This window comes from Pontibacter aquaedesilientis, from assembly GCF_014773225.1.
GTDB classification, from domain to species: domain Bacteria; phylum Bacteroidota; class Bacteroidia; order Cytophagales; family Hymenobacteraceae; genus Pontibacter; species Pontibacter aquaedesilientis.
The window spans coordinates 146,693-169,666 of the sequence record NZ_JACXAJ010000008.1 but is presented as its reverse complement, the minus strand read 5'-3'; the positions used below and the strand labels follow the sequence as shown (position 1 = coordinate 169,666).

27 protein-coding genes and 1 pseudogene are annotated in these 22,974 nt (G+C 49.4%); 20 read left to right on the top strand and 8 right to left on the bottom strand.

The features are described from left to right. From H9Q13_RS18310 to H9Q13_RS15080, 5 genes and pseudogenes are all read left to right on the top strand, one after another. A pseudogene (locus H9Q13_RS18310) lies at window positions 1-107 on the top strand (IS982 family transposase); the annotation flags it as partial. 521 nt (window positions 108-628) lie between these two features. Beyond that, window positions 629-1,231: a ribosome biogenesis GTP-binding protein YihA/YsxC gene (gene yihA / locus H9Q13_RS15095; RefSeq protein ID WP_191184632.1), complete on the top strand. Its 603-nt coding sequence runs from the start codon at window positions 629-631 to the stop codon at window positions 1,229-1,231. Window positions 1,232-1,271: 40 nt separating this feature from the next. Further along, a complete protein-coding gene (locus H9Q13_RS15090; protein WP_191184631.1) occupies window positions 1,272-1,670 on the top strand; it encodes an energy transducer TonB in 399 nt (132 codons plus the stop codon). Window positions 1,671-1,692: 22 nt separating this feature from the next. Then, window positions 1,693-2,172, top strand: a complete 480-nt coding sequence (locus H9Q13_RS15085; RefSeq protein ID WP_191184630.1) for a DUF5606 family protein — start codon at window positions 1,693-1,695, stop codon at window positions 2,170-2,172. Between the two features lie 83 nt (window positions 2,173-2,255). Next, window positions 2,256-2,564, top strand: a complete 309-nt coding sequence (locus H9Q13_RS15080; protein WP_191184629.1) for a hypothetical protein — start codon at window positions 2,256-2,258, stop codon at window positions 2,562-2,564. On the opposite strand, the gene fbp is transcribed toward H9Q13_RS15080, so the two are convergent. Beyond that, complete coding sequence (fbp, locus tag H9Q13_RS15075) at window positions 2,561-3,586, bottom strand: class 1 fructose-bisphosphatase (RefSeq protein WP_191184628.1); 1,026 nt, start codon at window positions 3,584-3,586, stop codon at window positions 2,561-2,563. The genes H9Q13_RS15080 and fbp overlap by 4 nt on opposite strands. A 92-nt stretch (window positions 3,587-3,678) precedes the next feature. On the opposite strand from fbp, the gene H9Q13_RS15070 reads away from it, so the two are divergent. From H9Q13_RS15070 to H9Q13_RS15055, 4 genes are all read left to right on the top strand, one after another. Then, window positions 3,679-4,965 (top strand): aspartate kinase, encoded by a 1,287-nt coding sequence (locus tag H9Q13_RS15070; RefSeq protein WP_191184627.1) that lies wholly within the window; start codon window positions 3,679-3,681, stop codon window positions 4,963-4,965. An 86-nt stretch (window positions 4,966-5,051) separates the two neighbouring features. Continuing rightward, window positions 5,052-5,825, top strand: coding sequence for an enoyl-CoA hydratase-related protein (locus H9Q13_RS15065; protein WP_191184626.1), 774 nt, complete (start codon window positions 5,052-5,054; stop codon window positions 5,823-5,825). A gap of 309 nt (window positions 5,826-6,134) precedes the next feature. After that, on the top strand, window positions 6,135-6,599 hold the full coding sequence (locus H9Q13_RS15060; protein WP_191184625.1) for a Fur family transcriptional regulator: 465 nt from the start codon (window positions 6,135-6,137) through the stop codon (window positions 6,597-6,599). A gap of 31 nt (window positions 6,600-6,630) precedes the next feature. After that, window positions 6,631-7,260: a peroxiredoxin gene (locus tag H9Q13_RS15055; RefSeq protein ID WP_191184624.1), complete on the top strand. Its 630-nt coding sequence runs from the start codon at window positions 6,631-6,633 to the stop codon at window positions 7,258-7,260. Between the two features lie 89 nt (window positions 7,261-7,349). Here the strand turns inward: H9Q13_RS15055 and H9Q13_RS15050 are convergent, their stop codons facing one another. From H9Q13_RS15050 to H9Q13_RS15025, 6 genes are all read right to left on the bottom strand, one after another. Then, window positions 7,350-7,778, bottom strand: coding sequence for a VOC family protein (locus tag H9Q13_RS15050; RefSeq protein WP_191184623.1), 429 nt, complete (start codon window positions 7,776-7,778; stop codon window positions 7,350-7,352). Between the two features lie 99 nt (window positions 7,779-7,877). After that, window positions 7,878-8,501, bottom strand: a complete 624-nt coding sequence (locus H9Q13_RS15045; protein WP_191184622.1) for an HAD-IB family phosphatase — start codon at window positions 8,499-8,501, stop codon at window positions 7,878-7,880. A gap of 163 nt (window positions 8,502-8,664) precedes the next feature. Next, window positions 8,665-9,204, bottom strand: coding sequence for an SRPBCC family protein (locus tag H9Q13_RS15040; protein ID WP_191184621.1), 540 nt, complete (start codon window positions 9,202-9,204; stop codon window positions 8,665-8,667). Between the two features lie 183 nt (window positions 9,205-9,387). Next, entirely contained in the window at window positions 9,388-9,870 is a 483-nt protein-coding gene (locus tag H9Q13_RS15035) for a GNAT family N-acetyltransferase (RefSeq protein WP_191184620.1), read from the bottom strand. Between the two features lie 9 nt (window positions 9,871-9,879). After that, entirely contained in the window at window positions 9,880-10,518 is a 639-nt protein-coding gene (locus tag H9Q13_RS15030; protein WP_191184619.1) for a trimeric intracellular cation channel family protein, read from the bottom strand. A 144-nt stretch (window positions 10,519-10,662) separates the two neighbouring features. Further along, window positions 10,663-11,649: a coiled-coil domain-containing protein gene (locus H9Q13_RS15025; RefSeq protein ID WP_191184618.1), complete on the bottom strand. Its 987-nt coding sequence runs from the start codon at window positions 11,647-11,649 to the stop codon at window positions 10,663-10,665. Between the two features lie 230 nt (window positions 11,650-11,879). Here H9Q13_RS15025 and H9Q13_RS15020 point away from each other — a divergent pair, with 230 nt between their 5' ends. From H9Q13_RS15020 to H9Q13_RS15010, 3 genes are all read left to right on the top strand, one after another. Further along, window positions 11,880-13,121 (top strand): 3-deoxy-D-manno-octulosonic acid transferase, encoded by a 1,242-nt coding sequence (locus H9Q13_RS15020; protein ID WP_191184617.1) that lies wholly within the window; start codon window positions 11,880-11,882, stop codon window positions 13,119-13,121. Between the two features lie 5 nt (window positions 13,122-13,126). Beyond that, window positions 13,127-14,050, top strand: coding sequence for a ribosome small subunit-dependent GTPase A (gene rsgA, locus H9Q13_RS15015; protein ID WP_191184616.1), 924 nt, complete (start codon window positions 13,127-13,129; stop codon window positions 14,048-14,050). A gap of 148 nt (window positions 14,051-14,198) precedes the next feature. Then, complete coding sequence (locus H9Q13_RS15010; protein ID WP_191184615.1) at window positions 14,199-14,900, top strand: SDR family oxidoreductase; 702 nt, start codon at window positions 14,199-14,201, stop codon at window positions 14,898-14,900. 60 nt (window positions 14,901-14,960) lie between these two features. On the opposite strand, the gene H9Q13_RS15005 is transcribed toward H9Q13_RS15010, so the two are convergent. Continuing rightward, window positions 14,961-15,590 carry a fasciclin domain-containing protein gene (locus tag H9Q13_RS15005; protein WP_191184614.1) on the bottom strand — a complete coding sequence of 210 codons (630 nt, stop codon included), beginning with the start codon at window positions 15,588-15,590 and terminating at the stop codon, window positions 14,961-14,963. 193 nt (window positions 15,591-15,783) lie between these two features. Here H9Q13_RS15005 and H9Q13_RS15000 point away from each other — a divergent pair, with 193 nt between their 5' ends. From H9Q13_RS15000 to H9Q13_RS14965, 8 genes are all read left to right on the top strand, one after another. After that, window positions 15,784-16,242 (top strand): peptidylprolyl isomerase, encoded by a 459-nt coding sequence (locus H9Q13_RS15000; protein ID WP_191184613.1) that lies wholly within the window; start codon window positions 15,784-15,786, stop codon window positions 16,240-16,242. A 244-nt stretch (window positions 16,243-16,486) separates the two neighbouring features. Then, the gene (locus tag H9Q13_RS14995; RefSeq protein ID WP_191184612.1) at window positions 16,487-17,797 is read left to right on the top strand and encodes a dicarboxylate/amino acid:cation symporter; all 1,311 of its coding nucleotides are present in this window, start codon (window positions 16,487-16,489) and stop codon (window positions 17,795-17,797) included. Window positions 17,798-17,919: 122 nt separating this feature from the next. Next, complete coding sequence (gene pxpB / locus H9Q13_RS14990; protein WP_224744318.1) at window positions 17,920-18,654, top strand: 5-oxoprolinase subunit PxpB; 735 nt, start codon at window positions 17,920-17,922, stop codon at window positions 18,652-18,654. After that, on the top strand, window positions 18,644-19,645 hold the full coding sequence (locus tag H9Q13_RS14985; protein WP_191184611.1) for a 5-oxoprolinase subunit C family protein: 1,002 nt from the start codon (window positions 18,644-18,646) through the stop codon (window positions 19,643-19,645). Before pxpB ends, H9Q13_RS14985 begins: the two co-directional genes overlap by 11 nt. Continuing rightward, window positions 19,642-20,421 (top strand): 5-oxoprolinase subunit PxpA, encoded by a 780-nt coding sequence (gene pxpA / locus H9Q13_RS14980; protein WP_191184610.1) that lies wholly within the window; start codon window positions 19,642-19,644, stop codon window positions 20,419-20,421. The genes H9Q13_RS14985 and pxpA overlap by 4 nt, the downstream gene beginning before the upstream one ends. After that, the gene (locus tag H9Q13_RS14975; RefSeq protein ID WP_191184609.1) at window positions 20,418-21,608 is read left to right on the top strand and encodes an NRAMP family divalent metal transporter; all 1,191 of its coding nucleotides are present in this window, start codon (window positions 20,418-20,420) and stop codon (window positions 21,606-21,608) included. Before pxpA ends, H9Q13_RS14975 begins: the two co-directional genes overlap by 4 nt. Before the next feature lie 155 nt (window positions 21,609-21,763). Continuing rightward, window positions 21,764-22,171 (top strand): hypothetical protein, encoded by a 408-nt coding sequence (locus H9Q13_RS14970; RefSeq protein ID WP_191184608.1) that lies wholly within the window; start codon window positions 21,764-21,766, stop codon window positions 22,169-22,171. A gap of 86 nt (window positions 22,172-22,257) precedes the next feature. Continuing rightward, entirely contained in the window at window positions 22,258-22,728 is a 471-nt protein-coding gene (locus H9Q13_RS14965) for a hypothetical protein (protein ID WP_191184607.1), read from the top strand. Window positions 22,729-22,974 lie beyond the last annotated feature (246 nt).

Below are 22,974 nucleotides of genomic sequence, written 5' to 3'. Positions count from 1 at the left end.
TCACCGGCTTTTTCCCTAAGAAAATCCACGCCGTCACTGCCGAAGGGTTCATTCTCAAGCTAATCCTCTTTATCTTCGCCTATACCTTAAATCAAGTGATGCAGTAGCTCGCAACTTGAGTTAATTATCTGATTTGAACTATACATTTCGCTACACATACCTCCCCTATACTGAGAACCAGACAGCAAATATATAAAAATTTACATATAAAACTATACCCCTGCAATAAATATAAGTAAATATATTATTTTCAATATGTATTACGTTGTGCCTATCCGAATCACCCCCTGTGTGCCCGCGCACAGCCTCCCTTTTCAATCACCGTTGAATTTGTCTGCTGGCCTTTTCAATACAGGCAGATGAAATACTTACTTTTAAGACAGCACTGTATCGCATCCAAAAACCTCAACAAAACCTTGCCAGGTACTTTTGGCAAAAGCCGGAAAGCGCCCTACCTGCATAGGGACCGACCTGCTTTCGGATTGTTAATAAAAATAGTCGTAAATTTGGGGCTATAAGGTGTTCGGCATGGGCCGCTTAGGTTAGCTGCCAAACATTATTCTGATAACAATCGCTCTGTTTTGTTGACCACTGTGGTCACTTCGGCAGAGCCCAAGCAATTTACAGCATGGTCATAAAAGAGGCTAAGTTTTTAATAAGTAACACGAGGGTAGACCTCTGCCCGGAGCCCACCAAGCCAGAATATGCATTTATAGGGCGTTCCAACGTGGGGAAGTCCTCTCTGATTAATATGCTGACCGAGCAGAAAGGACTGGCTAAAACATCTCAGTCGCCTGGCAAGACGCAGCTTATCAACCACTTTCTGATCAACAACCAGTGGTACCTGGTCGATTTGCCAGGCTACGGCTATGCGAAGGTGAGCAAGGAGTCGCGGGAGCAGTGGCGCAAGATGATCAACTACTACATGCAGAAGCGCGAAAACCTGACCTGCGTGTTTGTGCTCATCGATTCGCGTCATGAGCCAATGAAAGTAGATCTGGAATTTATAGACTATCTGGGCAAACTTGGCGTTCCTTTTGTACTGGTGTTTACCAAGATGGACAAGCAGTCGGCTACCAAGACAGATTCAACCATAGCCGCCTATGCCCGTAAAATGCAGGAAACCTGGGACGAACTCCCCCGCATGTTCAAAACATCGGCAGTAGACAGAGCCGGGCGCGACGAAATACTCAACTTTATAGACGAGGTTAACGCGCAGGTGCAGTACTGACCTGATGGAGGGTATGCGTTAACTTAAATTCTTTACCCTTATGAAAAGTAAAATCTCGATTTTGTTTCTTTTATTTGCCCTGATGAGCTTTGCCGCCTCTGCCCAGACTGCCGAGGCGCAAACAGAAAAGGCAATCTGGATGCCGTCTAAATCTATACCTGTGGCTGAATTCTACCCGGGTGGTCAGGAGGCCATGTATACCTTTATAGACAAGCAGCTCAAGTACCCTGCCATGGCACGCAAAAACCGGATACAGGGCGAATGCATTGTCAGTTTCACCCTGAACGAAGACGGCTCTACTTCAGGGTTCAAAGTCCTGAAAAATGCAGGCGCAGGCACTGGCGAAGAGGCGTTGCGCATTGCCCAAATGCTGAAATTCAAGGCGCCTGGGCCTGGCTTCGGTATGGTGGCCAGCCTGCCGATTAACTTTAAACTATAACCAACAGTTTTTATACCTGATTATGCCTATTGATTTAAGACAAGTTGCAGCCATTGCCGGCATGAGCGGACTCTTCCGCATTGTGAAGCCTACACGCAATGGCGTAATCGTTGAAAGCCTTTCTGACAAGCCTACCCGTATGGTAGCGCAGGCCCGCCACCGTATGTCGCTTCTCGATGAGATCTCCATCTATACCAACGACGAAGAGGCTACCGTGCCACTGGCTGAGGTGATGGACCGCATTCACCAGAAATACAACGGCGAACTGCCGTTTGGCGACAAGCCTTCTGATGAAGAGCTGAAGAGCTTTATGGCCGATGTGCTGCCTGACTATGACGAGGACCGCGTGTATACTTCAGATATGAAGAAGCTGGCCAACTGGTACACGATTGCGAGCAAGCACCTTGAATTCACCGCTGCCGAAGAAACCGCTTCTGAGGAGCAAGCTGGGGAAGAAAAGGAGGAAAAGGCCGAATCGAAGGCGAAGAAAGCCAAGAAATAATCGGACATACCTGCATCAAAAAAGCCCTCTGGCAAAGAGGGCTTTTTTTGTCGCTTATCCATTGCATTTAGCATACCCAGCTTATGGCTTACCCACCAGCCCTACTCAACAGTGCCGCCCGGCAACTGCAGCGCGTCTTCGAAGCCGACCACCAGCTTGCCTCCGAGGAAAACGAGCTGATCCACCAGGTGTCGCGCCTGGTGCTATACCTGCTGCGCCACAACCTGAACCAGCTGCTGCACATTCTTTACCGCATTGACGTGGAGGAGCGCAAAGTAAAACAGGCTATGCTGGCGACCTCCGAAGAAGAAGTAGCCGAAAACATAGCCCGTTTGATTGTGGAACGCGAACTGCTAAAAGCACAGATCCGCTTTCGCTATAGCCAGAATTAGTTTGCCGTTACGGTATCTGCAGCCTTTACGGAGGCTTTCATAAACTCCTCTACCTTATCCACCATTTCAGCTGAGCCGATAACCAGCGAAGAGCGCTGGTGTAATTCAGTTGGCTCTATCTCCATAATTCTTCCAGTGCCGTCTGACGCCTTGCCCCCTGCCTGCTCCGCAATGAAAGCCAGCGAGTTGCACTCATACAGCAGTCGAAGCTTGCCTTTGGGCGATTTGGCCGTAGCCGGGTAGATGTATACTCCTCCTTTGATGAGATTGCGGTGAAAATCAGCCACCAGCGAACCGATGTAGCGACCAGAATAACCACTCTCCTTGCAGAAGCTCAGGTAGTTCTTGATGCCCTCCGGGAAACTGTTGTAGCCACCTTCGTTGCAGGAGTAGATAGTGCCCGTTTTTGGCGTGGTCATATTAGGGTGCGACAGGAAAAACTCACCTAACGATGGCTCGTAGGTAAAGCCGTTCACGCCGTGGCCTGTGGTATAGACGAGCATAGTTGAAGAGCCGTACACGATGTAGCCAGCTGCAATCTGGTGCGTACCGTTTTGCAGACAGTCCTCCATTGTGCCTTCTTCCCCACTTTCAGATAACCGTCTGTAGATAGAAAAGATCGTGCCGATCGATACGTTCACATCAATGTTCGAGGAGCCGTCAAGGGGGTCGATGGCCACGATGTACCTGCCTTTGTTGTTGCCAGTGTGAATGATCTCGTCTTCCTCCTCAGAGATGATCGTGCATACCTCCCCGCCGTTTCGAAGGGCCCGTATGAAGCGGATGTTGGCGATCACGTCAAGTTTCTGCTGTTCCTCGCCCTGCACGTTCTGTTGTCCGTAAGCACCTGTCACATCGATCAGGCCGGCACGGTTAATCTCCCGGTTCACGATTTTGGCAGCCAGGGCGATATCGCGCAGCAACTGCGAAAGCTCTCCGGTCGCAAAAGGAAAGTCCTCTTGCTTTCTCATAATAAACCTGTCGAGGGTGGTACCAACAGGAAGCGCTAGTTTGTCATTCATTATGGTGAAATTTAAATATATAGCTACAAAAATATGATATTTTGAAACATAACCGAAGGATACTTACATTTACGAAGTAATAGTGTGAATTGATGAAAGTATTTAAGTTTGGAGGCGCTTCCGTAAAAGACGCCGGTGCATTGCAAAACCTGGCTCAAATTGTCGCCACACAGGGCGGAAAACAGGAATTGCTATTAGTCGTGTCGGCCATGGGCAAAACGACCAACGCACTGGAACAGGTATACGACCTGGCCGTAGCCGGGCAAGATTTCAGTGAGCCTCTTGAACAGAGCCGCCAATACCATCTGTCTATAGCCAATGAGCTTTTTCCGAAACAGGAAAACCCTGTATACGAGCGCCTCGAACATCTGTTTGCCCAATTGCAGCAACAACTGCCACCCTACCAAGAGGAATCAGAGGGGAATTATGACAAAAGCTATGATCAGGTAGTCAGCTTTGGAGAGCTAATATCCTCTGTTATAGTGCATTATTTTTTACAGGAACAAGGTATAGCCAACACTTGGCTGGACAGCCGAAAATATATCCAGACCGACAACACCTGGCGTGAGGCCCGTGTGGACTGGGCCTGGACTGAACGGGTAATCAAACGCGACCTGCCAGGTATACTGGCGCAGCAGCTTGTCGTGACGCAGGGATTTCTAGGGGGCACCAACAATGGCCTGACCACCACGCTTGGCCGCGAGGGTTCCGATTTCAGTGCTTCCATTTTCGCCTACTGCCTCGACGCCGAAGGGCTCTACATTTGGAAAGATGTGGCTGGCCTGCTGAATGCCGACCCGAAGCGCTTTGCCCATACCGTGCGTTACCGCGAACTTGACTACCAGGAGACGGTAGAGATGGCCTATTACGGCGCTTCTGTTATTCACCCCAAGACCATCAAACCACTCGCCAACAAGTCGATCCCGCTTTATGTGAAGTCGTTTTTGGATCCATCGGCTGAAGGCACCAAGATCTGCGACTGCCGCTTCGATAAGTTGGCGCCGGCCTTTATCGTGAAGGACAACCAATGCCTTGTATCGTTCAGTGCCAAGGACTTTACTTTTATCAGCGAGAAGAACCTGGGCACCATTTTCAATGCCTTGTCGGAGTTGCGGTTGAAGATCAACCTTATGCAAAACTCTGCCATCTCGTTTTCGATCTGTACCGACTTTTATGAAGAGCGTCTGCACAGGTTAATCGACACGCTACAAGACCAGTTCAGCATACACTACAATACAGGGCTGCAGCTTTTTACGATCAAGAACTACGACAACGATAGTATACAGGAAATCACGCAAGGGAAAGAAGTGCTGATGGAACAGCGGACCAGAACGACGTTTCAGGTAGTGTGCAGAACCTCCCCCCTTGCCCCCTCCTAAAAACAGGAGGGGGAGTTGAAAACGCCGTGCCTTTTCCCGATTCCTCGAAAAGCCGTAACTTAGTCCGAAACTCATACGACTTAACTATGGAATTTATATTGGTTACTCCACAGGCGCGTCCGCATGTGGCCCTGATCCAACTCAACCGCCCGAAAGAACTTAACGCCCTGAACCTACAGCTGATGGGCGAAATACGTGACGCCTTGAAAGAGCTTGACGACAACGAGGATGTGCGTGCCATCATCATCACGGGGAATGAGCGTGCCTTCGCTGCGGGTGCCGATATCAAGCAAATGGCTGGCAAAACGGCTATCGACATGCTGAACATCGACCAGTTCTCTACCTGGGACCAGATCCGCAAGACCAAGAAACCGATCATTGCAGCGGTATCGGGTTTCGCGCTGGGCGGTGGTTGCGAACTGGCCATGACCTGCGACATGATTGTAGCGTCGGAAACCGCACAGTTCGGCCAGCCAGAGATTAAGATCGGGGTAATGCCGGGAGCAGGCGGTACGCAGCGCCTGACCAAAGCCATCGGAAAAGCCAAAGCGATGGAAATGGTGTTGACTGGTAAATTCATGAGTGCCGACGAAGCCGAGAAGCATGGCCTGATAAACCGTGTGGTACCAGTAGAGCTATACCTGGAAGAAGCCTTCAGACTGGCAGGAGAAGTGGCGCAGATGTCGCCGGTAGCTGCCAAGCTGGCCAAAGAATCTGTGAACCGCTCTTTCGAAACCAACCTTGACGAGGGGCTCCATTTCGAGCGCAAGAACTTCTACCTCTGCTTCGCATCCGAAGACCAGACCGAAGGCATGAACGCCTTCGTGGAGAAACGCAAACCGGAGTTCAAAGGCCGGTAAAGGAGTTCTGAGTCTTGAGTGCTGAATTCTGAGTCAGAGTCAGAGTCAGACTCATACCTATTCTGTCATTTCGACCAACGGGAGAAATCTGAGTTATTGCGATTTATTATCCAGATTTCTCACTAGCGTTCGAAATGACAGGTATAATTGCGTTCATAACTCATGACGCTAACTACCAAACTCTTTCATTCCCAAAGTTCTCCCGGAGCTCAGAACTTTTAACTTTTTAACTCTCTAACTTTCTAACTCCCAAACTTCCTTCTACCTTTGCGGAACTATTCCTAGTTAGGAATCATTCTTATCTGCAATATGCAACACCCGACCCGAGACGAAATACAGCAAAGCCTGACAAAGTGCGGCCTGAAGGCCACGCACCAGCGCATTGTCGTGCTCGAAGCGGTGGCAGAGTTGCATGGGTCTCATCCTACGGCAGAGGATGTTTTTCAGCGATTGAGACCGGCTAACCCGACGATTTCGCTCGGCACGGTATATAAAACGCTGGATACCTTTACCGAAACTGGCCTGCTGCGGCGAGTTGTGTCAGAAGGAGGTAGCAAACGCTACGACGCAAACACGATGACTCACAGCCACATCTATTGCAGCAAGACCAAAGAGATCGTTGATTTTGAGGATGACGAACTAGAGCAGTTGCTGCTGAAGTTTTTCAGTGAGCGAAGGCTGGAGAACTTCGAGATCAAAGGTTTTTCGGTGCAACTGACGGGCTGCAAAGTAGAGCCAGACAAAAAGATCAGCATTACACGAGTTTCAAAATAGATTTTCTAAAACCCAATAAATAAACAACATAATGGCAGTATTAGTAGGTAAAAAAGCACCTTCTTTCAAAGCTACAGCAGTAGTTAACGGCGAGTTCGTAGAAGACTTCTCTCTTGACCAGTACATCGGTAAGAAGCACGTGGTTTTCTATTTTTACCCAATGGACTTCACTTTCGTTTGCCCTACCGAGATCATCGCGTTCCAGGACAGAATGGAAGAGTTCGAGCGTAAGAACGTAGCTGTGGTTGGTTGCTCTACCGACACGCATTTTTCTCACTTCGCATGGTTGAACACGCCACGCAACCAGGGTGGTATCGAAGGTGTTGAGTATCCGCTGGTAGCTGACGCCGCCAAGACGATCGCTCAAAACTTTGACGTACTGGCTGGTCACTACGACTACAACGAAGAAGGCGAAGCTATTTTCGTTGGGGATCCGGTTGCTTATCGTGGCCTGTTCCTGATCGATAAAGAAGGTGTGGTTCGTCACCAGGTTGTAAACGACATGCCGCTTGGCCGTTCTATCGACGAGACACTGCGCATGGTAGACGCCCTGCAGTATTTCGAAGAGAAAGGCGAAGTTTGCCCAGCCAACTGGTCTGAAGGCAAAGAAGCCATGAGCGCTACAAAAGAAAGCGTTTCGAACTACCTTGCAAAGCACTAAGCTTTAAACAGCTTGATCATAGAAAAGCCCCGGCATCTGTCGGGGCTTTTTGTTTTGCAGGCACAGCTGATAATTTCAGCCATTTTACATTACTGCTGTTCGTAGTCGTAGTTTACCATCCACTGAATGCCAAACTGATCGGTAAACATCCCAAACAAGGCACCCCAGAACGTCTTATTCAGGTCCATCGTAACTTTCCCGCCAGCTGACAGTCCGTCGAAAATCCTTCTTGCTTCTTCTTCATTATCTGCATTAACAGAGATGGAAAAGTTATTGCCCAGTATAGTAGCATGTCCGAAAGCCTCAGAAGAGTCGCTGCCCATCAGCGTAGTTTCTTTGCTAATCGGCAAACCAATATGCATGATCTTGTTTTGTTCTGATTCGGGCACGGGCTGTTCGGACGGCATGTCTTTGAAGCGGCCGACATACGTAAAGTCGCCCCCGAATACAGATTTATAAAAATTGAAAGCTTCTTCGCAGTTGCCGGCGAAGGTGAGATAAGGATTAATAGAGGCCATTTTAGCGATTGGTTTGGTTTATAGTTTAAGGCTTTCCAAATATAGGCTAATTCAGATTCTTTGCCACGTTGATTGTCTTCACTTTAGCTCTTTTTGTTTTTAGGTATAGGGCACCAGTTTTCCATCGTCTTTCACCAGCCAGGCTTTTTCGGCATGGTCCAGTATCTCTTCTTTGCTATCCGAAAAGGCTTCTACAATCTTGTAGCGCTTGCCTTTGAAGTGCTTGTCGAGGCGTTTTATCTTTTCCTCGTTTTTGCAGGCCTTGCCCTCCACTATGTAAGTCTCGCCGCTATACCTGGCTTGCGTTCCGAAAAACAAATCCACCGGGTATAGCTCAAAAAGAGGCTTAACGTATACCTCCAGCGCACCAGTGGCACAGACCACCTGCACCCCCTCCTGCCTATACCTGTCCAGTTTGGCTTTTATTTCTTTGTTAAACTCCTTAGGGTACTCTTCTTTCCAAAACTCACGGGCATATTGTTCTACTTGCTCAGGAGGCAGGTGGTCGAGGTAATTGAAAAAATTCTCCTTGAACTCCGTCATCCGAATTTGGTGCAGCTTTAACAAGGCCTTATAATAGATCATCTGGAAATAATAGACCAGTTTGTGCGGCTTCTTTTTACTGACAAACTTGAAAAACTCCTCTTTGGAGCTTTTGCTGTAGAACGTACCGTTCAGGTCGAACACCACTACCTGTATTTCCTTATCGTCGTTTTCTGCCATTTTTATGCGATTGTGCCTGCCGCTGCAGGTATGGGGTTTACGGCAAACCTATGGGCAGGGTAAAGCCAGTAGCTTAAAACAATGAAGGCCGGACAAATGCCCGGCCTTCTGAAATTGGCTGCTAACAGGTATAGGAAACTCGGCTATACCTGCCGTACGCTAGTTATTTCTCCAGATTCACTTTCAGTTGGTCAAGCCCTGCCTGCAGGTCATTGCCCAGCATTTCTTCCATGTCCATGAACAGCAGCATGAGGTTCATCGGGTAATCCATTTTCCCATCGAATCCCCACTTCACTTTTGTCTGGTTCTCAGAGACAGCTTCTGTAACTAAGTAGGCGTTGTCGGTTGCTTCAAAGGGTCTGAAGAAGCGTAATTCGTAGTCAATGCGCTCACCTTCCGTCATGCCCTTGATCTCCTGCTCGCCCGCGCCCACGTCATCCGATTCACTATCCCATGACGAAACAAAGCCCACAGTACCGTCCGTCCCTCTAAAGTCTTTCTTCATGTTCGGGTCTTTGGTCGCCCACACACTGAATTCGTCTTGGTTCTTCAGGAACTTCAGGTAGTCATACACTTCGGCTTTGGGCCTGTTGATGGTAATTTCTCTTTCCACCGCATACTCTTTGTTCACAAACAGCGCAACAACTAAAGCCAGCACGACAAGTGCTACTACTGTTAATAAAATTTTCTTCAGAATTTTCATTTCCTTTTTGGTTGGTTACTTATGATTTGAGGCTTCAAATATAGCTTATATTCCTGTTTCACAATAGCTACTATACACAAATCCAGGAACAAAACCGCCCTAACGATACCTGCAGCATAAAGGCGGCTCTGAGCCACTTACACTATGCAAAGAATCGGTGAGGTTGTATGACGAATACTACTGTCATAAGTCTTTCATCATCCAAATATTGCAGGCGTAGTGGCCGGAGTTGCCCATCGCATGGGGTATAGGTCGGAAGCCTGCTTTCTCATACATCGAGACAGCTTTGGCCAGCTCCGGGAACGACTCCAGGTATAGTTGTTTGTAGCCTAGCTCCCGGGCAGCCGCTATACTTTGCTGCATAAGCCGGTTGCCAATTCCCTTTCCTCTAGCCTCAGCAGCCAGATAAAACTTTACCAACTCCGCACAACCTACAGGAAGACCCTCGGTTGGGTATACACCGCAGCCTCCCAGGATAGCACCATTTTCTTCAGCTACAAAATAAGCGCTGGCAGGCTGCTGAAACAGCTCGTACAAAGCGTCAGTAGTTGGGTCGGTATACACGGTGCCGGGCTTGTCAATTTTAAACTCGCGGAAAACCTTTCGGATTAAAGTGGCCAGCGGCTCATTGTCTGACGGCTGGATGGGGCGGATGTTAATGGACATAGGTATAGCTTAGTGGCTCTGACTTTCTTCTTCCTGCTTCACAGGACGCATCACAGGCAAATGGATATTAAACTTCTCTGCTACGACGCGCACCAGTATCACGACTGCGGCCGCCATCAGCTCGGTCACACTGACTGAGACATGGAGTTGTGTACATAAGTAGTAGACTAGCCCACCCGCTACACAAGCAAGCGCATAGATATTGCGGCGCAACAGAAGTGGCACTTCGTTTAAGAGCACATCCCGGATAAGGCCACCGACAGACCCCGTAATGGCCCCCATTACAATCGCCACCCAAAAAGGCAATCCCGCCTCCAGGCTTTTGCTTATACCGACCACCGTAAAAAGCCCCAGCCCAATGGCGTCGAACAGAAACAAAGTTCCCGCCAGCCTGAAAATTCTTTCTTGAAACAGCAATGCCGCCAAAAGCGCCACGCCTGTAGTCAGGAAATAGGTACCGTTCAGCATCCAGAAGGGCGTGACACCGAGTAGTAGATCTCGGGTAGTACCGCCGCCAATGGCCGTGACCAAGCCGATGATGTAAGCCCCAAACCAGTCGATGTTCTTACCAGAAGCCAGCCGGATGCCGCTTATGGCAAACGCAAAGGTTCCGGTTAGATCGATGGCGGTGATGAAGAATCCTTCCAAGGGGGTGAAGTTGATTGGGGTAATATTATTCTCTTTTTATAAATAGTGTCTTTGGCAGATAACGGTTAGTACATAAAACGAGCGAGGCACAGCCGAAGCATGACTTTTATACAATGTTAGCAGCAGGCAGGCCTATTTATTATTCTAAAAATCAATGTCGTCTAAGTCAAAATCAGCACTTGTATAATGTCTAGTTTTAGCTATTTTAAATCTTCTATCAAGATTGTTAGCACTTGAAATTGTGACAAGCTGCTTATTTAGCAAATTAAAAATAAAAATATCTTTCAGAGAGTCGATTACTGGTTCATTATATATATTTAGGAAATGTATATTCCAGAATTTACTTAAAATGTTTTTAGGACTAAGCCCATTTGATAGAAAATCAAATACATTCATTTCTGTAAAGTTGTCATCAATATCATTGTTATTTAGATATTTATAAAACTTATTTATAAAATATGGAGTTCTGATTCTTTTGGATATATCCTCAATTTTTGATTCTTCTAAGTGCATTTTAAAAAGCCTTACAGGAATAAAGACTAAAATTCCAAAAATTGCATAGTTTAATAATTGCGGCTCAAAAGGAAAGTATTTTCCTATTACTGCTGCAACTTCTTCAACTTTTGTAAAGACACCAATTACAAAAGTTAAAACGAATGTTATACCTTGTGAAATAAGGCTTTTCTTGGATGGTTTATAAAGCTCAATAAGTTTTGACGCTTTTTCGTCTGCTTTATTTCCCTGAATTTTTAGCAGGTCTTTTTGGAGGTTAGCAATATGATTTTCATTGAATTCATTTTTAACCCTAAGCTCTGCAATTATCTCTTCATAGTTGATGATTTGTTGTTTGTTTTTAATTATTTCATACTCTTTTTTATATGGTATTATTTCACTCGGCAGCTTCTGTTGTTTTTCTTGCTCAATAAGATTAGCTAATTCAATCAACAAAGAATTTAGCCTTTTGAATTTTTCTTCTGCAGCCTTCTTTCTTTCTTTATCTAAAAATTTGTCAGGATGTTGTGAACTCCTGTATTTATGCAACATGTCATAAAGTTCAGTTGAAGAAAGCTCTTCGGTAATTTTAAGTTCATCTTTTACCTTCTGGATTATACTAGTGGTTAATTCTTCCATTAAGCTTTCCTATTGTAATTTATTTTCATGATTACACATAACTTCTAGATAAAAGTAATTACCTACGTTTATCCTACCAAATATAGCGGATATCAGTAATTTAGTTATCATTCTTCCCTCCCCTCTTACAAACTAAGCCCCCTTTACCACAATCGCTTCAGAATACCCTATATTTGCACTTTGAAATCAGAGGAAGGAAATCCACTGCAAGGTCATAGCCAAAATTATACTTGAAACTACTCTACGATATCGGACTGAAAGCTTACCAGGCGGCTATTGCCTTGGCGGCGCCCTTTCATCAAAAGGCAAAGCTAATGCAGGAGGGGCGTGCGGGGCAGTTTGAGCGGATGGCGCAACAGTTGCAGGGTAACACAGCACCGGTGGTGTGGTTCCATTGCGCTTCGCTGGGCGAGTTTGAGCAAGGCAGGCCGGTGATCGAAGCGTTTCGGGAGGAGTTTCCGGGATATAAGGTGGTACTCACCTTCTTCTCCCCTTCGGGCTACGAGGTGCGCAAAAACTACGCAGGTGCTGACTATATTTTCTACCTGCCACTCGACAGCCACGGCAACGCCAACCGTTTTCTGGACATTGTAAAGCCTAAACTGGCGGTGTTTGTGAAGTACGAGTTCTGGCACTACTACCTGCAGGCCTTGCAGGAACGGGCTATACCTGTGCTTTCCATTTCGGCTATCTTTCGTCCGGATCAGGTCTTTTTCAAACCCTACGGTGGCTTCAACCGGAATATCTTGCAGCGTTTTACACATATCTATACCCAGAACGAAACTTCCCTAAAACTCTTAAAAGGTATAGGAATAGAAAAAGCCAGCATAGCCGGAGACACCCGCTTCGACCGTGTGCTGCAAACGGCCGCCAGCGTGAAGGCTATACCTGTGGTGGAGGCGTTTGCGCAAGGTAAGGAAGTATTTATGGTCGGCAGTAGCTGGCCTGCCGATATCGAGGTGCTCTTGCCCCTGATTCAGAAGCGCCGAACAGGTATACAGTTCATCATTGCCCCGCACGAAATTCACGAGAGCGGTATCAGCCAGCTCATGCAACAGCTCGGTGAGAGCGCCGTGCGCTTTTCGCAGGCCACAGCGGCGGACGCAGGCAGGTATAGCGTGCTGGTGATCGACAACATTGGCATGCTTTCGTCGCTTTACAGTTACGGCACCTATACCTACATTGGCGGGGCCTTCGGCAAGGGACTGCACAACACGCTGGAGGCAGCCGTGTTTGGACTGCCGCTGTTCTTCGGACCTAAGTTCGATAAGTTTCAGGAAGCGAAGGATCTGGTGGCACTGGGCTGCGCTTTCCCGGTAAACAATGCAGACGAGTTGCTGCAGGCTTTTGAGCGGGTGCATTCCACGCCGGGGCTGCACCAGGGTATAACCGACAAAGAAAAAACTTACGTACACGAACAGGCGGGTGCCACAGCCAAAATCATGGCTGATGTGCGCCAGCTGCTGAAATAAAACGAATGAAAGGAGTTGTAGTAAAATCGACGGGGTCGTGGTATCTGGTGCGTGATGCGGAGGGCAAACTGCACCGGGCGCGTCTGCGCGGCAAGTTCAAGCTCAAGGGCATGAAGGTGAGCAACCCGCTGGCCGTCGGCGACCGTGTGGAGTTTGACGTGGAAACCACCGGCGAGGACACCGCTGTGATTCACAAGATTGAAGACCGCGAGAACTACATCATCCGCAAATCCACGCACAAGGCGGAGCACGCCCACATCATCGCCGCCAACCTCGACCAGGCTTTGCTCATCGCTACGTTGGTATCACCGCGTACCTCCTTTGGTTTCGTCGACCGCTTTCTGGTAACCGCCGAGGCCTATGGCATACCTACCGTGATCGTGTACAACAAGACCGACCTCTACGACGAGGACATGCAGGAGTACCAGCGACAAATCAAATACCTGTATGAGCGGATCGGATACAAAACAATGGGTGTTTCAGCGCATTCCAACCAAGGTATAGACGAACTCCGGGAACTACTGCACGGCAAGACAACGCTCTTCTCGGGTCACTCGGGGGTGGGCAAGTCCACGCTTATCAACCTTATCGTGCCCGACCTCGACCTGAAAACCTCCGAGATATCCGGCTTCTCCGACAAAGGCGTGCACACCACCACCTTCGCCGAGATGTTCGAAATCGACTCTGAGACTTTCATTATCGACACACCCGGCATCAAGGAACTCGGCATTGTCGATATCCCCAAAAAAGAGCTGGGTCATTTCTTCCCCGAAATGCGCGAGCGCCTGAACCAGTGCCGCTTCAACGACTGCACCCACTTCAATGAGCCCGGCTGCGCCATTATAGACGCCGTACGCAAAAATGAAATCGCCCTGACCAGGTATGAGAGCTACCTGAGCATGCTGCATGGCGAAGACAACCGGAAGTAGTTAGAAAGTTTGGAAGTTAGAAAGTTATAGGTCAGGTATAGCAACCGTTAATTCTGCACCGTTGAGCGACTGAGCAAAGGTACTGGCACAGCTACAACCTCCCCACCCTCTGCACGTTACAAAAAACACGGACCATACCTACGCTACTATGAAAATCGAAAACTCCAACATCCTCATTACAGGCGGCACGCTAGGCATCGGATATGCCACGGCCAAACTGCTGATAGAACACGGGGCCAATGTGGCTATTACAGGGCGTGACGACAAGCGCACTCACAAGGCCGCCCGTGAGATCGGGGCGATGCCCATCACGGCAGACGTGGCTAATCCGGAAGATGTGAAACGCACCTTCAAGACTTTCCTGAACGAGTACGGCCGCTTGGATGTGCTCATCAACAATGCAGGTATCGGCCGATCGAAATTACTGGAGGAAGCAACTTTGGAGGATTTTCAGCAGATATACAGCGTGAACGTATTTGGCGCAGCCATGATGGGCAAGCGTGCGGCAGAGATCTTCAAGAAACAGAACTACGGCAATATCATCAACATCGGGTCTACGGCTGCCACCAAGGGCTATGAGGGTGGCTCGGTATACGCTTCGTCTAAGTTTGCGCTGCGCGGTATGACACAATGCTGGCAGGCAGAACTGCGCCGGTACAACGTGCGGGTCATGCTGCTGAACCCCAGCGAAGTGACCACCGCCTTTGGGCGTGAGGAAAGGGAGGAGCGCGAGAGTCAGCCCAACAAACTGCGTGGCCAGGAAATTGCGCGGGCTATCAAAGGGGCGCTGGAGCTCGATGACCGGGGCTTTATACCGGAGCTGTCCGTTTGGGCCACGAACCCATTTTAACCAAAAACGCCGCAGGTATAAAGGTATACCTGCGGCGTTTCTACTTTCATCCAAAGATTATTATTTCTCAGCCGGCAACAACAGTTTATTGATCGTGTGCAGCACCCCGTTTTTGCTCATGGCGTCAGCGTCTTCTATCAGAGCTCCGTTTATCATCACTTGTCCGCCACGTTTCGATACTTTTAGCTGTTCCCCGGCAACGGTCTTCAGGATGGTGCCGTCCTGCAGGTCATCTACGGCCAGTTTGCCTGAAATAATGTGGTTGTTGAGAATCTGCTGCAGCCGTTCCCGGTTTTCAGGTTTCATCAGGTCCTCCAGGGTACTGCCGGGCAGGGCTTTGAAACCAGCCTCGGAAGGGGCGAATACTGTATAAGGCCCGGTTCCGTTCAGGTTACTGACCATTTTGGCAGTGTGCAGCAACGAGACAAAAGTGGTGAGTTCTTTGTCTTTGGCGGCATTATCCACAATGTTACGCGACGCTTCCAGGGACGTGTCGTCCTCTTCCGGAGCGGCTTGCGTCGTTGTGGCTGGTTCGTCAAGCACGCGGTCTGGCGTCGTTGCCACGCCATCCTGTCTCAATTCTGTGCCGTTTGGGTCTGTCTGGTTATCAGCACCCTGCCGCTGGTCGCAGCTTGATACTGTAAAGCCAAACAGCACAATGATGGGGATTGCTATCGGTAGTCCTCTCATGGGTTTCGTGTCTTTTTTAGGTGTAGGCAAAATTTCGGGGTCGCGTTATAGTACAATTACTCTTATTTACTCCTTCAAGTTTTCTTAAATGCATAACGATACACCCAAGACATGGCCAGGCACCGTAGACTGTAAATTATATTTTGCGTACTTTTGTACCTGACAGTGTTTTACCAATCAAATAGATGAAATTATGAAGACCGCAGAAATCCATACCGCCAAAGGAGTCATGAAAGTTGAGTTTTATGAGAAAGACGCTCCCAAGACGGTTCAGAATTTTATAGACCTTGCCAAAAAAGGCTTTTACGACGGCCTGACTTTCCACCGCGTTATTCCTGATTTCGTGATTCAGGGTGGTTGCCCGAACTCACGCGAAGGCTCCAAAGGTATACCGGGCACAGGCGGGCCAGGCTACAAGATCGATTGTGAGCTGACCGGCGAGAACCAGTACCACGACCGCGGTGTGCTGAGCATGGCGCATGCCGGCCGTAACACCGGCGGATCGCAGTTCTTTATCTGCCACAGCCGCAAGAACACCGCCCACCTCGACCGCAACCATACCTGCTTCGGCAAAGTGGTAGAAGGCGTGGACGTGATCGATACCATCCGGGCAGAAGACAAGATCGAGAAGATCGTCGTAAACGAAGAATAGCCCGTCAGCTATCGAAGAAGTTTGGGAAAGGCCGCTGTTTAAGCGGCCTTTCTTATTTAGAATATCCTAATTCAGATATTCCGCTCTGTTCTTAAGGATTTATGCTTAATTTTACCTGACGCGGGCATACATTTCGGGCTTATTGGCTTGCCATACCTGATGCTTTACCCGGCTGAACCTAATCCTGAACCTTACACCTAATTTGCAGGCAGGCTTTTGCAAACACCCTGCCGCCAACCTGTTTATGAAGAAATTAGCTCTACACTGGCAGATACTAATCGGTATGGCACTGGGGGTAGCATGGGGAGTTTTCGCCAGCTCCAATGGCCTCATTGAGTTTACTGCCGACTGGATCAAGCCTTTTGGTACCATCTTTATCAACCTCCTCAAACTGATTGCCGTGCCGCTCGTGTTCGTATCCCTGATCACGGGTGTGGCCAGCCTAAGCGACATCAGCAAACTCTCCCGCATCGGTTCCAAGACAATCGGCCTATACCTGGTTACGACTGTAGTGGCCGTTGTGCTGGGCCTTACCATTGTCAACGTTGCCGAGCCCGGCAAGGCCTTCTCACCCGAAAAGCGCGAAGAATTTAAGGCCCAGTATGCCGCTACCACTACCCAGCGCTCTACCGATGCCGCCGCCGTAGAGCAACAGGGGCCGCTGCAGGCGCTTATCGACATTGTGCCTGCCAACATTTTCACATCCATGACGGACAACAGCAAGATGCTGCAGGTTATCTTTTTCGCCCTGCTCTTCGGTATTGCCCTCATCCTGATACCTGTTGAGAAGTCCTCACCCGTCAATGCGTTTTTCGATGGCGTCAACCTCGTCATACTCAAAATGGTCGACATTATTATGATGGCGGCTCCTTATGGCGTATTTGCCTTGCTGGCAGGCCTTGTGGTGGAGTTTGCAGGCGATGACCCGAGCGCCGCCGTGGAGCTGTTGCTTGTGCTGGGTTACTATTGTATTGTGGTGATCATTGGCCTGGCGATCATGATGCTGGTCGTTTACCCGATATTGGTAGTCACGATTGGCAAAACCAGGTATATCGACTTCTTCAAAGGTATTTTCCCGGCCCAGATGCTGGCTTTGTCTACTTCGTCTAGTGCGGCTACGCTGCCAGTTACCATGGAGCGCTGCGAGGAAAGGCTGGGCATCAACCGGGAGATCACCAGCTTCGTGCTTCCGCTTGGCGCTACCATCAACATGGACGGCACCAGCCTTTACCAGGCTGTGGCAGCTGTGTTTATTGCCCAGGCCTATGGCATGGACCTGTCTCTGATGACGCAGGTCGGAATCGTGATGACGGCCACGCTCGCATCGATAGGTGCCGCAGCCGTGCCGGGTGCCGGTGTCGTGATGCTCGTTATCGTGCTGCAACAGGCCGGTATACCCATAGAAGGCATCGCCCTGATCCTGGCCCCTGACCGTATCCTCGACATGCTCCGTACGACTGTAAACATCACCGGCGATGCCACCGTGGCCATGGTAGTGGCCCGTACCGAAGGGCAACTGCACCCACCCGTGTTGGAGGATGTAGGTATAAACTAAAGACTGCTTTACTACAGAGAAACACAAGGTTCCGCAACGGGGCCTTGTGTTTTTTTATGTACCTTGGTTAACTATAACCCAAGGCACCGGGTATTATAAAAGGCGGGACAAAAGATTGAGGTATGAAGCAAAAGGACATGCGGTTATTCCAATTGTATCCGCTGGGCGACACGGCGGTCACAGTGCAGTTCGGCGACTGCATAGACGAGGATACCCACGCCAAAGTACGCACGTTCAGCGCCTACCTGGAGCGCCACCCCTTCCCTGGCTTCGTGGAGCAGGTACCTGCTTTCACGACCGTCACAATTTACTACGACCCCTGGGTGGTGAGCGAGAAAGGACTTTACAACCCCTATACTCGCATAACGGAGCAATTGCAGCACATGCTCAAGGTGGCCAAAGAAAGCCACAAGGGCAGCAAACCACACGTGGTTGAGATTCCGGTTTGCTACGATGGCGCCTTCGGCCCCGACTTGGAGTACGTGGCCCGGCATAACAAGCTGACGCCGCAGGAGGTGATCGCCAGCCATACCCGGGGCAAATACCTGGTTTACATGATCGGCTTCGCGCCCGGCTTCCCATACCTGGGCGGCCTGAGCAAAAAACTGGCGACGCCACGCAAGCAAAACCCAAGGCCCCGCATACCGGCCGGCTCAGTAGGTATAGCCGGCAACCAGACTGGCATTTACCCCATCGAGACGCCCGGAGGCTGGCAACTGATCGGCCGCACTCCCCTGCAACTTTTCGACCCGGAGCGAAACCCTCCCAGCCTGCTGCAGGCCGGTGACCTGGTGCGTTTTGTGGCCATCAGCGAAAAAGAATATTGGCAGAGAAAGGAGCAGCAGCATGAGTCTTGAGATACTGAAACCCGGCCTGCTCACCACCATACAAGACCTTGGCAGGTATGGGCACCAAAAAGAAGGCATCATCGTGAGCGGTGCCATGGATACTTTTGCCCTGCGTGTGGCCAACATGCTCGTGGGCAATCCACAGCACCAGGCGGCACTGGAGATCACCCTGACCGGCCCTACCATCCGGTTCACAACAGACCAGCTCATCGCCCTGACCGGGGCCGACCTCTCCCCTGCCCTCCATGGCGAAGCAGTGAAAATGTGGCGGCCTCTTTTCGTGAAGCAGGGTAGCATATTGGAGTTCAAGAGCCCCCAATCAGGCTGTCGCGCATACCTGGCGGTTTCCGGGGGCTTCGCTATACCTGAAGTGCTGGGCAGTTACGCAACATACCTGAAGGCTGGCTTCGGAGGCTTTGGCGGCAGGGCCCTGCAAGCAGGCGATCTTATACCTTGTCATGCCCCTACCGGCAATGGGATGGAACTGTTTAAAATGGCAGCAGGACCTACAGAAGGCCATACCTCCACCAACTGGACACCCGATCCGCAGCGATACCCGAACTATCAGCCCAGCCCCACCATACGTGCCATCAAAGGCCCCGAGTACGAACTCTTTTCCGAAACAGCTAAGGAGCGGATCTGGTCGGAGCGCTTCCAGGTATCGGTGCAGTCTGATCGCATGGGCTACCGGCTGCAGGGCGTGTCGCTATACCTACAGGAGCAAACCGAATTGATTTCCAGTGCCGTCACATTCGGAACGGTGCAGGTCCCCCCGGACGGGCAGCCGATCGTGCTGATGGCCGACCACCAGACCACCGGCGGTTATCCACGCATCGCGCAGGTGATTTCGGCTGATTTGCCTATATTAGCCCAGGTCGTGCCCGGTCAGACCATTCAATTGCAGGAAGTGACGCTGGAAGAAGCCCAGCAGCTTTACATCCGGCAGGAGCAGAATTTAGAGTTGCTGGCACGGGCCATCCATCTCAAACGCAACCCATGAACAAACCCTTATCCGTTGACCTGAACTGCGACCTGGGCGAGAGCTTTGGCGCCTATCGCCTGGGCAACGACGCACAGCTATTACCTTATATCACCTCGGCTAACATCGCCTGCGGCTTCCATGCTGGCGACCCTAGCGTGATGCGCAAAACCGTTCAGCTTTGTATGAAACACAACGTGGCCATTGGAGCCCATCCCGGGCTGCCCGATCTGGTGGGCTTCGGCCGCCGCGAGATGGCCGTTACCCCGGAAGAGGTGTACGATATGGTCGTGTACCAGATAGGCGCACTACAGGCCTTTGTGCAGGCGGAGGGTGGCACGCTGCACCACGTGAAACCGCATGGCGCCCTTTACAATATGGCAGCCGGCAACATTAATCTGGCAGAGGCCATAGCAGAGGCGGTTTATAAGGTAAAACCGGAGGCTGTGTTGTATGGCCTGGCCGGAAGCGAACTTATAAAAGCAGGTATACGGCTGGGCTTGCAAACGGCCAACGAAGTATTTGCGGACCGCACTTACCAGCAGGATGGCACACTCACTTCCCGCAGGCTGCCCAATGCCCTGATTTCAGACCACGAAGAGGCAGTGCAGCAGGTGGTCCGGATGATAAAAGAGGGCAAAGTAATGTCGCAGCAAGGACAGGATGTAGGTATACAGGCCGATACCATTTGCATTCACGGCGACGGGCTGCATGCCCTGGAGTTTGCCAGCCACATTCGGGCGGCACTTTTAAACGAAGGTATAAGTCTGATGGCAAAAGAAGTAAAGAACGGATGAAGGCAAAAAGAAATTGGAGCTTGCTCTTGGGGGCCGCTTTCCTGATGGCCACTTCCGCCGTCGGTCCTGGCTTCCTGACCCAAACCACTGTCTTCACACAATCGTTGGCTGCAAGTTTCGGCTTTGTTATTTTGGCATCCATCATCCTCGACATTGGTGTGCAGCTCAATGTGTGGCGCATCATTGCCGTGTCAGAGAAACGGGCACAGGACATTGCCAATATGCTATTGCCCGGGCTTGGGCTTTTTATCGCTGTGCTGATTGTACTTGGCGGCTTTGCCTTTAACATCGGCAATGTCGGTGGGGCAGGCCTGGGTTTCAACGTGCTGTTCGGCATTTCTCCGGAGATGGGTGCTGTCGTTGCCGCTGCCATTGCCATCGGCATTTTCCTGGTGCGCGAAGCCAAAAAAGTGATGGACCGCTTTGCTCAGATTATGGGACTGCTCATGATCCTGCTGATCGTCTACGTAGCCATTACCTCCGCCCCTCCGGTCGGCGAGGCTGTTGTCAAGACTTTTATACCTGACAAGATCGACCTCATCGCCATCATCACGCTGGTGGGTGGCACGGTGGGTGGTTACATTACGTTTGCCGGAGGACATCGCCTGCTCGACGCTGGGGTGAAGGGTGAGTCGTCGCTCTCAGAAGTGAACACCAGTGCCGTGTCAGGTATAACCGTGGCTTCGATTATCCGGATTTTCCTTTTCCTGGCGGCGCTGGGGGTGGTGAGCAAAGGCTTGGTGCTGGATGAGAGTAACCCACCCGCGTCTGTTTTTCAACTTGCAGCCGGAAATATCGGGTATAAGCTGTTTGGCATCGTGATGGTGTCGGCGGCCATCACCTCAGTTATCGGCTCGGCCTATACCTCGGTTTCGTTTATCAAGTCCTTCCACAAAAGCATTGAGCAGAATGAAAACTGGTTCATCATCGGCTTCATCACCATCTCTACGGCTATCTTCGTGACTATCGGCCGTCCGGTGCACCTGCTCATCCTGGCCGGTGCCCTCAACGGACTTATCCTGCCTATCACACTCGGCACCATTCTAATTGCCGCTCACAAAACCCAGATCATCGGCAGGTATAAGCACCCGCTTTGGCTGACCATTTTCGGAATATTGGTTGTGCTGGTAATGGCCTGGATGGGCGGCTATACCTTGATGAAGCAGCTGCCGGATTTGTTTAGCTAAGGTTGGACTTGATCAGCTTTTTATGATTAACTTGGAATGCAGGCGGCAGGGTATGCCACTCAAAGTGCGAATAGTAGGAGTGGGTACTCCTGCTAGCTGATAGTTAGCTTCAATTTGAGGTAAAAAATCATTTTAGCATCTAAATGAAAATTATTATGAAAGCACAAATTTTGATTTTACTTATGGTTGTTGGAATAGGACTTATGACCAGCTGTAAAAGGGATGATAATGATCCAGCGCCTGAAATAACAATAAATGGAACTTGGAATCTGAAAAGTGTTAGAGGCGGACTAGCTTCCATTAATCGTGAATATAAAAAAGGAGATGTTAAGTGGATTTTCAATGAAACAAATAAAACACTAACCGTTGCTAACAACATAGGCAATGACAATGCTTATATGTTGCCCAGCGGAACGTACCAGTATAATATCGATCAAACTGGGAAGAGCCAAGTCCTTTTGGTGAATAATACTGATTATAGAATGGTAATTCTTTCAATTGATCAAAATCTGGTAATTAGTGATGATATGCTTGACGGCTTTACTGGAGAATTTAATAAATAAAACTACAGCTAACATGGTACATAAGTAAGGCTTCGGCTTCACCTCGCACACCTTATGTACTAACCGTTGGTGGTAAATTTATAATTATGAAACTCCTTCTAAACCAGAAGAAAATAGGGAAGCAACACTTGGTGACACAACTTGTAGCACTTATAGTTCTGACAAAAGGAGAAGGCTTGTTTTTGATGTTAGCTTTGTCAGAAGCTCCTGGTTGGATTATGCTCGCTCTATGGATATTGTTTAACTACTTTATACTTGTAGCACTTGTAAATTACTTTAATAGTTTGCCATTAGCATCTTCACGATTTGCCAAGTATGGAACAACTATAAAAGTTTTGTTAATAGCTGTGCTGGGTGGACTAATAAGCTTTGCTTTTGACTTAATCTACTACAGATTCCACTTCTATTACATCGGTGAAGAATATAGTTTGACTGAGCTATTGGGAGATATTTGGAGCTTCATGATTTTTGTACCTCCTGTAATAGCAATGGGAGAGATAATAAGAAGGAAGTCCTACTTAAGCATGTTAAGCAATTTCCGAAATTGTAGCACTTAAAAAAAGCTTATGCCATTAAAGTGCATAATTTAGGTTTTAGCTACGCCTCACCTTTAAAACGATTCGCTTTCTCACCTCACCCAACGACTTCAGTATACCTGCCAATTTTGCAGCATGAGGCAGAAGGCAAATGGGACATCGGCGCGACCTGTATACATACCTCCAGCATGGCAACAAAAGCGATTAAGTACTACGTTACTCCACTCCGAACTATCAACAAAAAATGCCAGAAGCAGCACACAGCGC

What these genes read in the sequence shown, in the direction of transcription:
- yihA (WP_191184632.1), top strand. Translation starts at nt 629, where the DNA reads ATGGTCATAAAAGAGGCTAAGTTTTTAATAAGTAACACGAGGGTAGAC.
- H9Q13_RS15090 (WP_191184631.1), top strand. Translation starts at nt 1,272, where the DNA reads ATGAAAAGTAAAATCTCGATTTTGTTTCTTTTATTTGCCCTGATGAGC.
- H9Q13_RS15085 (WP_191184630.1), top strand. Translation starts at nt 1,693, where the DNA reads ATGCCTATTGATTTAAGACAAGTTGCAGCCATTGCCGGCATGAGCGGA.
- H9Q13_RS15080 (WP_191184629.1), top strand. Translation starts at nt 2,256, where the DNA reads ATGGCTTACCCACCAGCCCTACTCAACAGTGCCGCCCGGCAACTGCAG.
- fbp (WP_191184628.1), bottom strand. Translation starts at nt 3,586, where the DNA reads ATGAATGACAAACTAGCGCTTCCTGTTGGTACCACCCTCGACAGGTTT.
- H9Q13_RS15070 (WP_191184627.1), top strand. Translation starts at nt 3,679, where the DNA reads ATGAAAGTATTTAAGTTTGGAGGCGCTTCCGTAAAAGACGCCGGTGCA.
- H9Q13_RS15065 (WP_191184626.1), top strand. Translation starts at nt 5,052, where the DNA reads ATGGAATTTATATTGGTTACTCCACAGGCGCGTCCGCATGTGGCCCTG.
- H9Q13_RS15060 (WP_191184625.1), top strand. Translation starts at nt 6,135, where the DNA reads ATGCAACACCCGACCCGAGACGAAATACAGCAAAGCCTGACAAAGTGC.
- H9Q13_RS15055 (WP_191184624.1), top strand. Translation starts at nt 6,631, where the DNA reads ATGGCAGTATTAGTAGGTAAAAAAGCACCTTCTTTCAAAGCTACAGCA.
- H9Q13_RS15050 (WP_191184623.1), bottom strand. Translation starts at nt 7,778, where the DNA reads ATGGCCTCTATTAATCCTTATCTCACCTTCGCCGGCAACTGCGAAGAA.
- H9Q13_RS15045 (WP_191184622.1), bottom strand. Translation starts at nt 8,501, where the DNA reads ATGGCAGAAAACGACGATAAGGAAATACAGGTAGTGGTGTTCGACCTG.
- H9Q13_RS15040 (WP_191184621.1), bottom strand. Translation starts at nt 9,204, where the DNA reads ATGAAAATTCTGAAGAAAATTTTATTAACAGTAGTAGCACTTGTCGTG.
- H9Q13_RS15035 (WP_191184620.1), bottom strand. Translation starts at nt 9,870, where the DNA reads ATGTCCATTAACATCCGCCCCATCCAGCCGTCAGACAATGAGCCGCTG.
- H9Q13_RS15025 (WP_191184618.1), bottom strand. Translation starts at nt 11,649, where the DNA reads ATGGAAGAATTAACCACTAGTATAATCCAGAAGGTAAAAGATGAACTT.
- rsgA (WP_191184616.1), top strand. Translation starts at nt 13,127, where the DNA reads ATGAAAGGAGTTGTAGTAAAATCGACGGGGTCGTGGTATCTGGTGCGT.
- H9Q13_RS15010 (WP_191184615.1), top strand. Translation starts at nt 14,199, where the DNA reads ATGAAAATCGAAAACTCCAACATCCTCATTACAGGCGGCACGCTAGGC.
- H9Q13_RS15005 (WP_191184614.1), bottom strand. Translation starts at nt 15,590, where the DNA reads ATGAGAGGACTACCGATAGCAATCCCCATCATTGTGCTGTTTGGCTTT.
- H9Q13_RS15000 (WP_191184613.1), top strand. Translation starts at nt 15,784, where the DNA reads ATGAAGACCGCAGAAATCCATACCGCCAAAGGAGTCATGAAAGTTGAG.
- H9Q13_RS14995 (WP_191184612.1), top strand. Translation starts at nt 16,487, where the DNA reads ATGAAGAAATTAGCTCTACACTGGCAGATACTAATCGGTATGGCACTG.
- pxpB (WP_224744318.1), top strand. Translation starts at nt 17,920, where the DNA reads ATGAAGCAAAAGGACATGCGGTTATTCCAATTGTATCCGCTGGGCGAC.
- H9Q13_RS14985 (WP_191184611.1), top strand. Translation starts at nt 18,644, where the DNA reads ATGAGTCTTGAGATACTGAAACCCGGCCTGCTCACCACCATACAAGAC.
- pxpA (WP_191184610.1), top strand. Translation starts at nt 19,642, where the DNA reads ATGAACAAACCCTTATCCGTTGACCTGAACTGCGACCTGGGCGAGAGC.
- H9Q13_RS14975 (WP_191184609.1), top strand. Translation starts at nt 20,418, where the DNA reads ATGAAGGCAAAAAGAAATTGGAGCTTGCTCTTGGGGGCCGCTTTCCTG.
- H9Q13_RS14970 (WP_191184608.1), top strand. Translation starts at nt 21,764, where the DNA reads ATGAAAGCACAAATTTTGATTTTACTTATGGTTGTTGGAATAGGACTT.
- H9Q13_RS14965 (WP_191184607.1), top strand. Translation starts at nt 22,258, where the DNA reads ATGAAACTCCTTCTAAACCAGAAGAAAATAGGGAAGCAACACTTGGTG.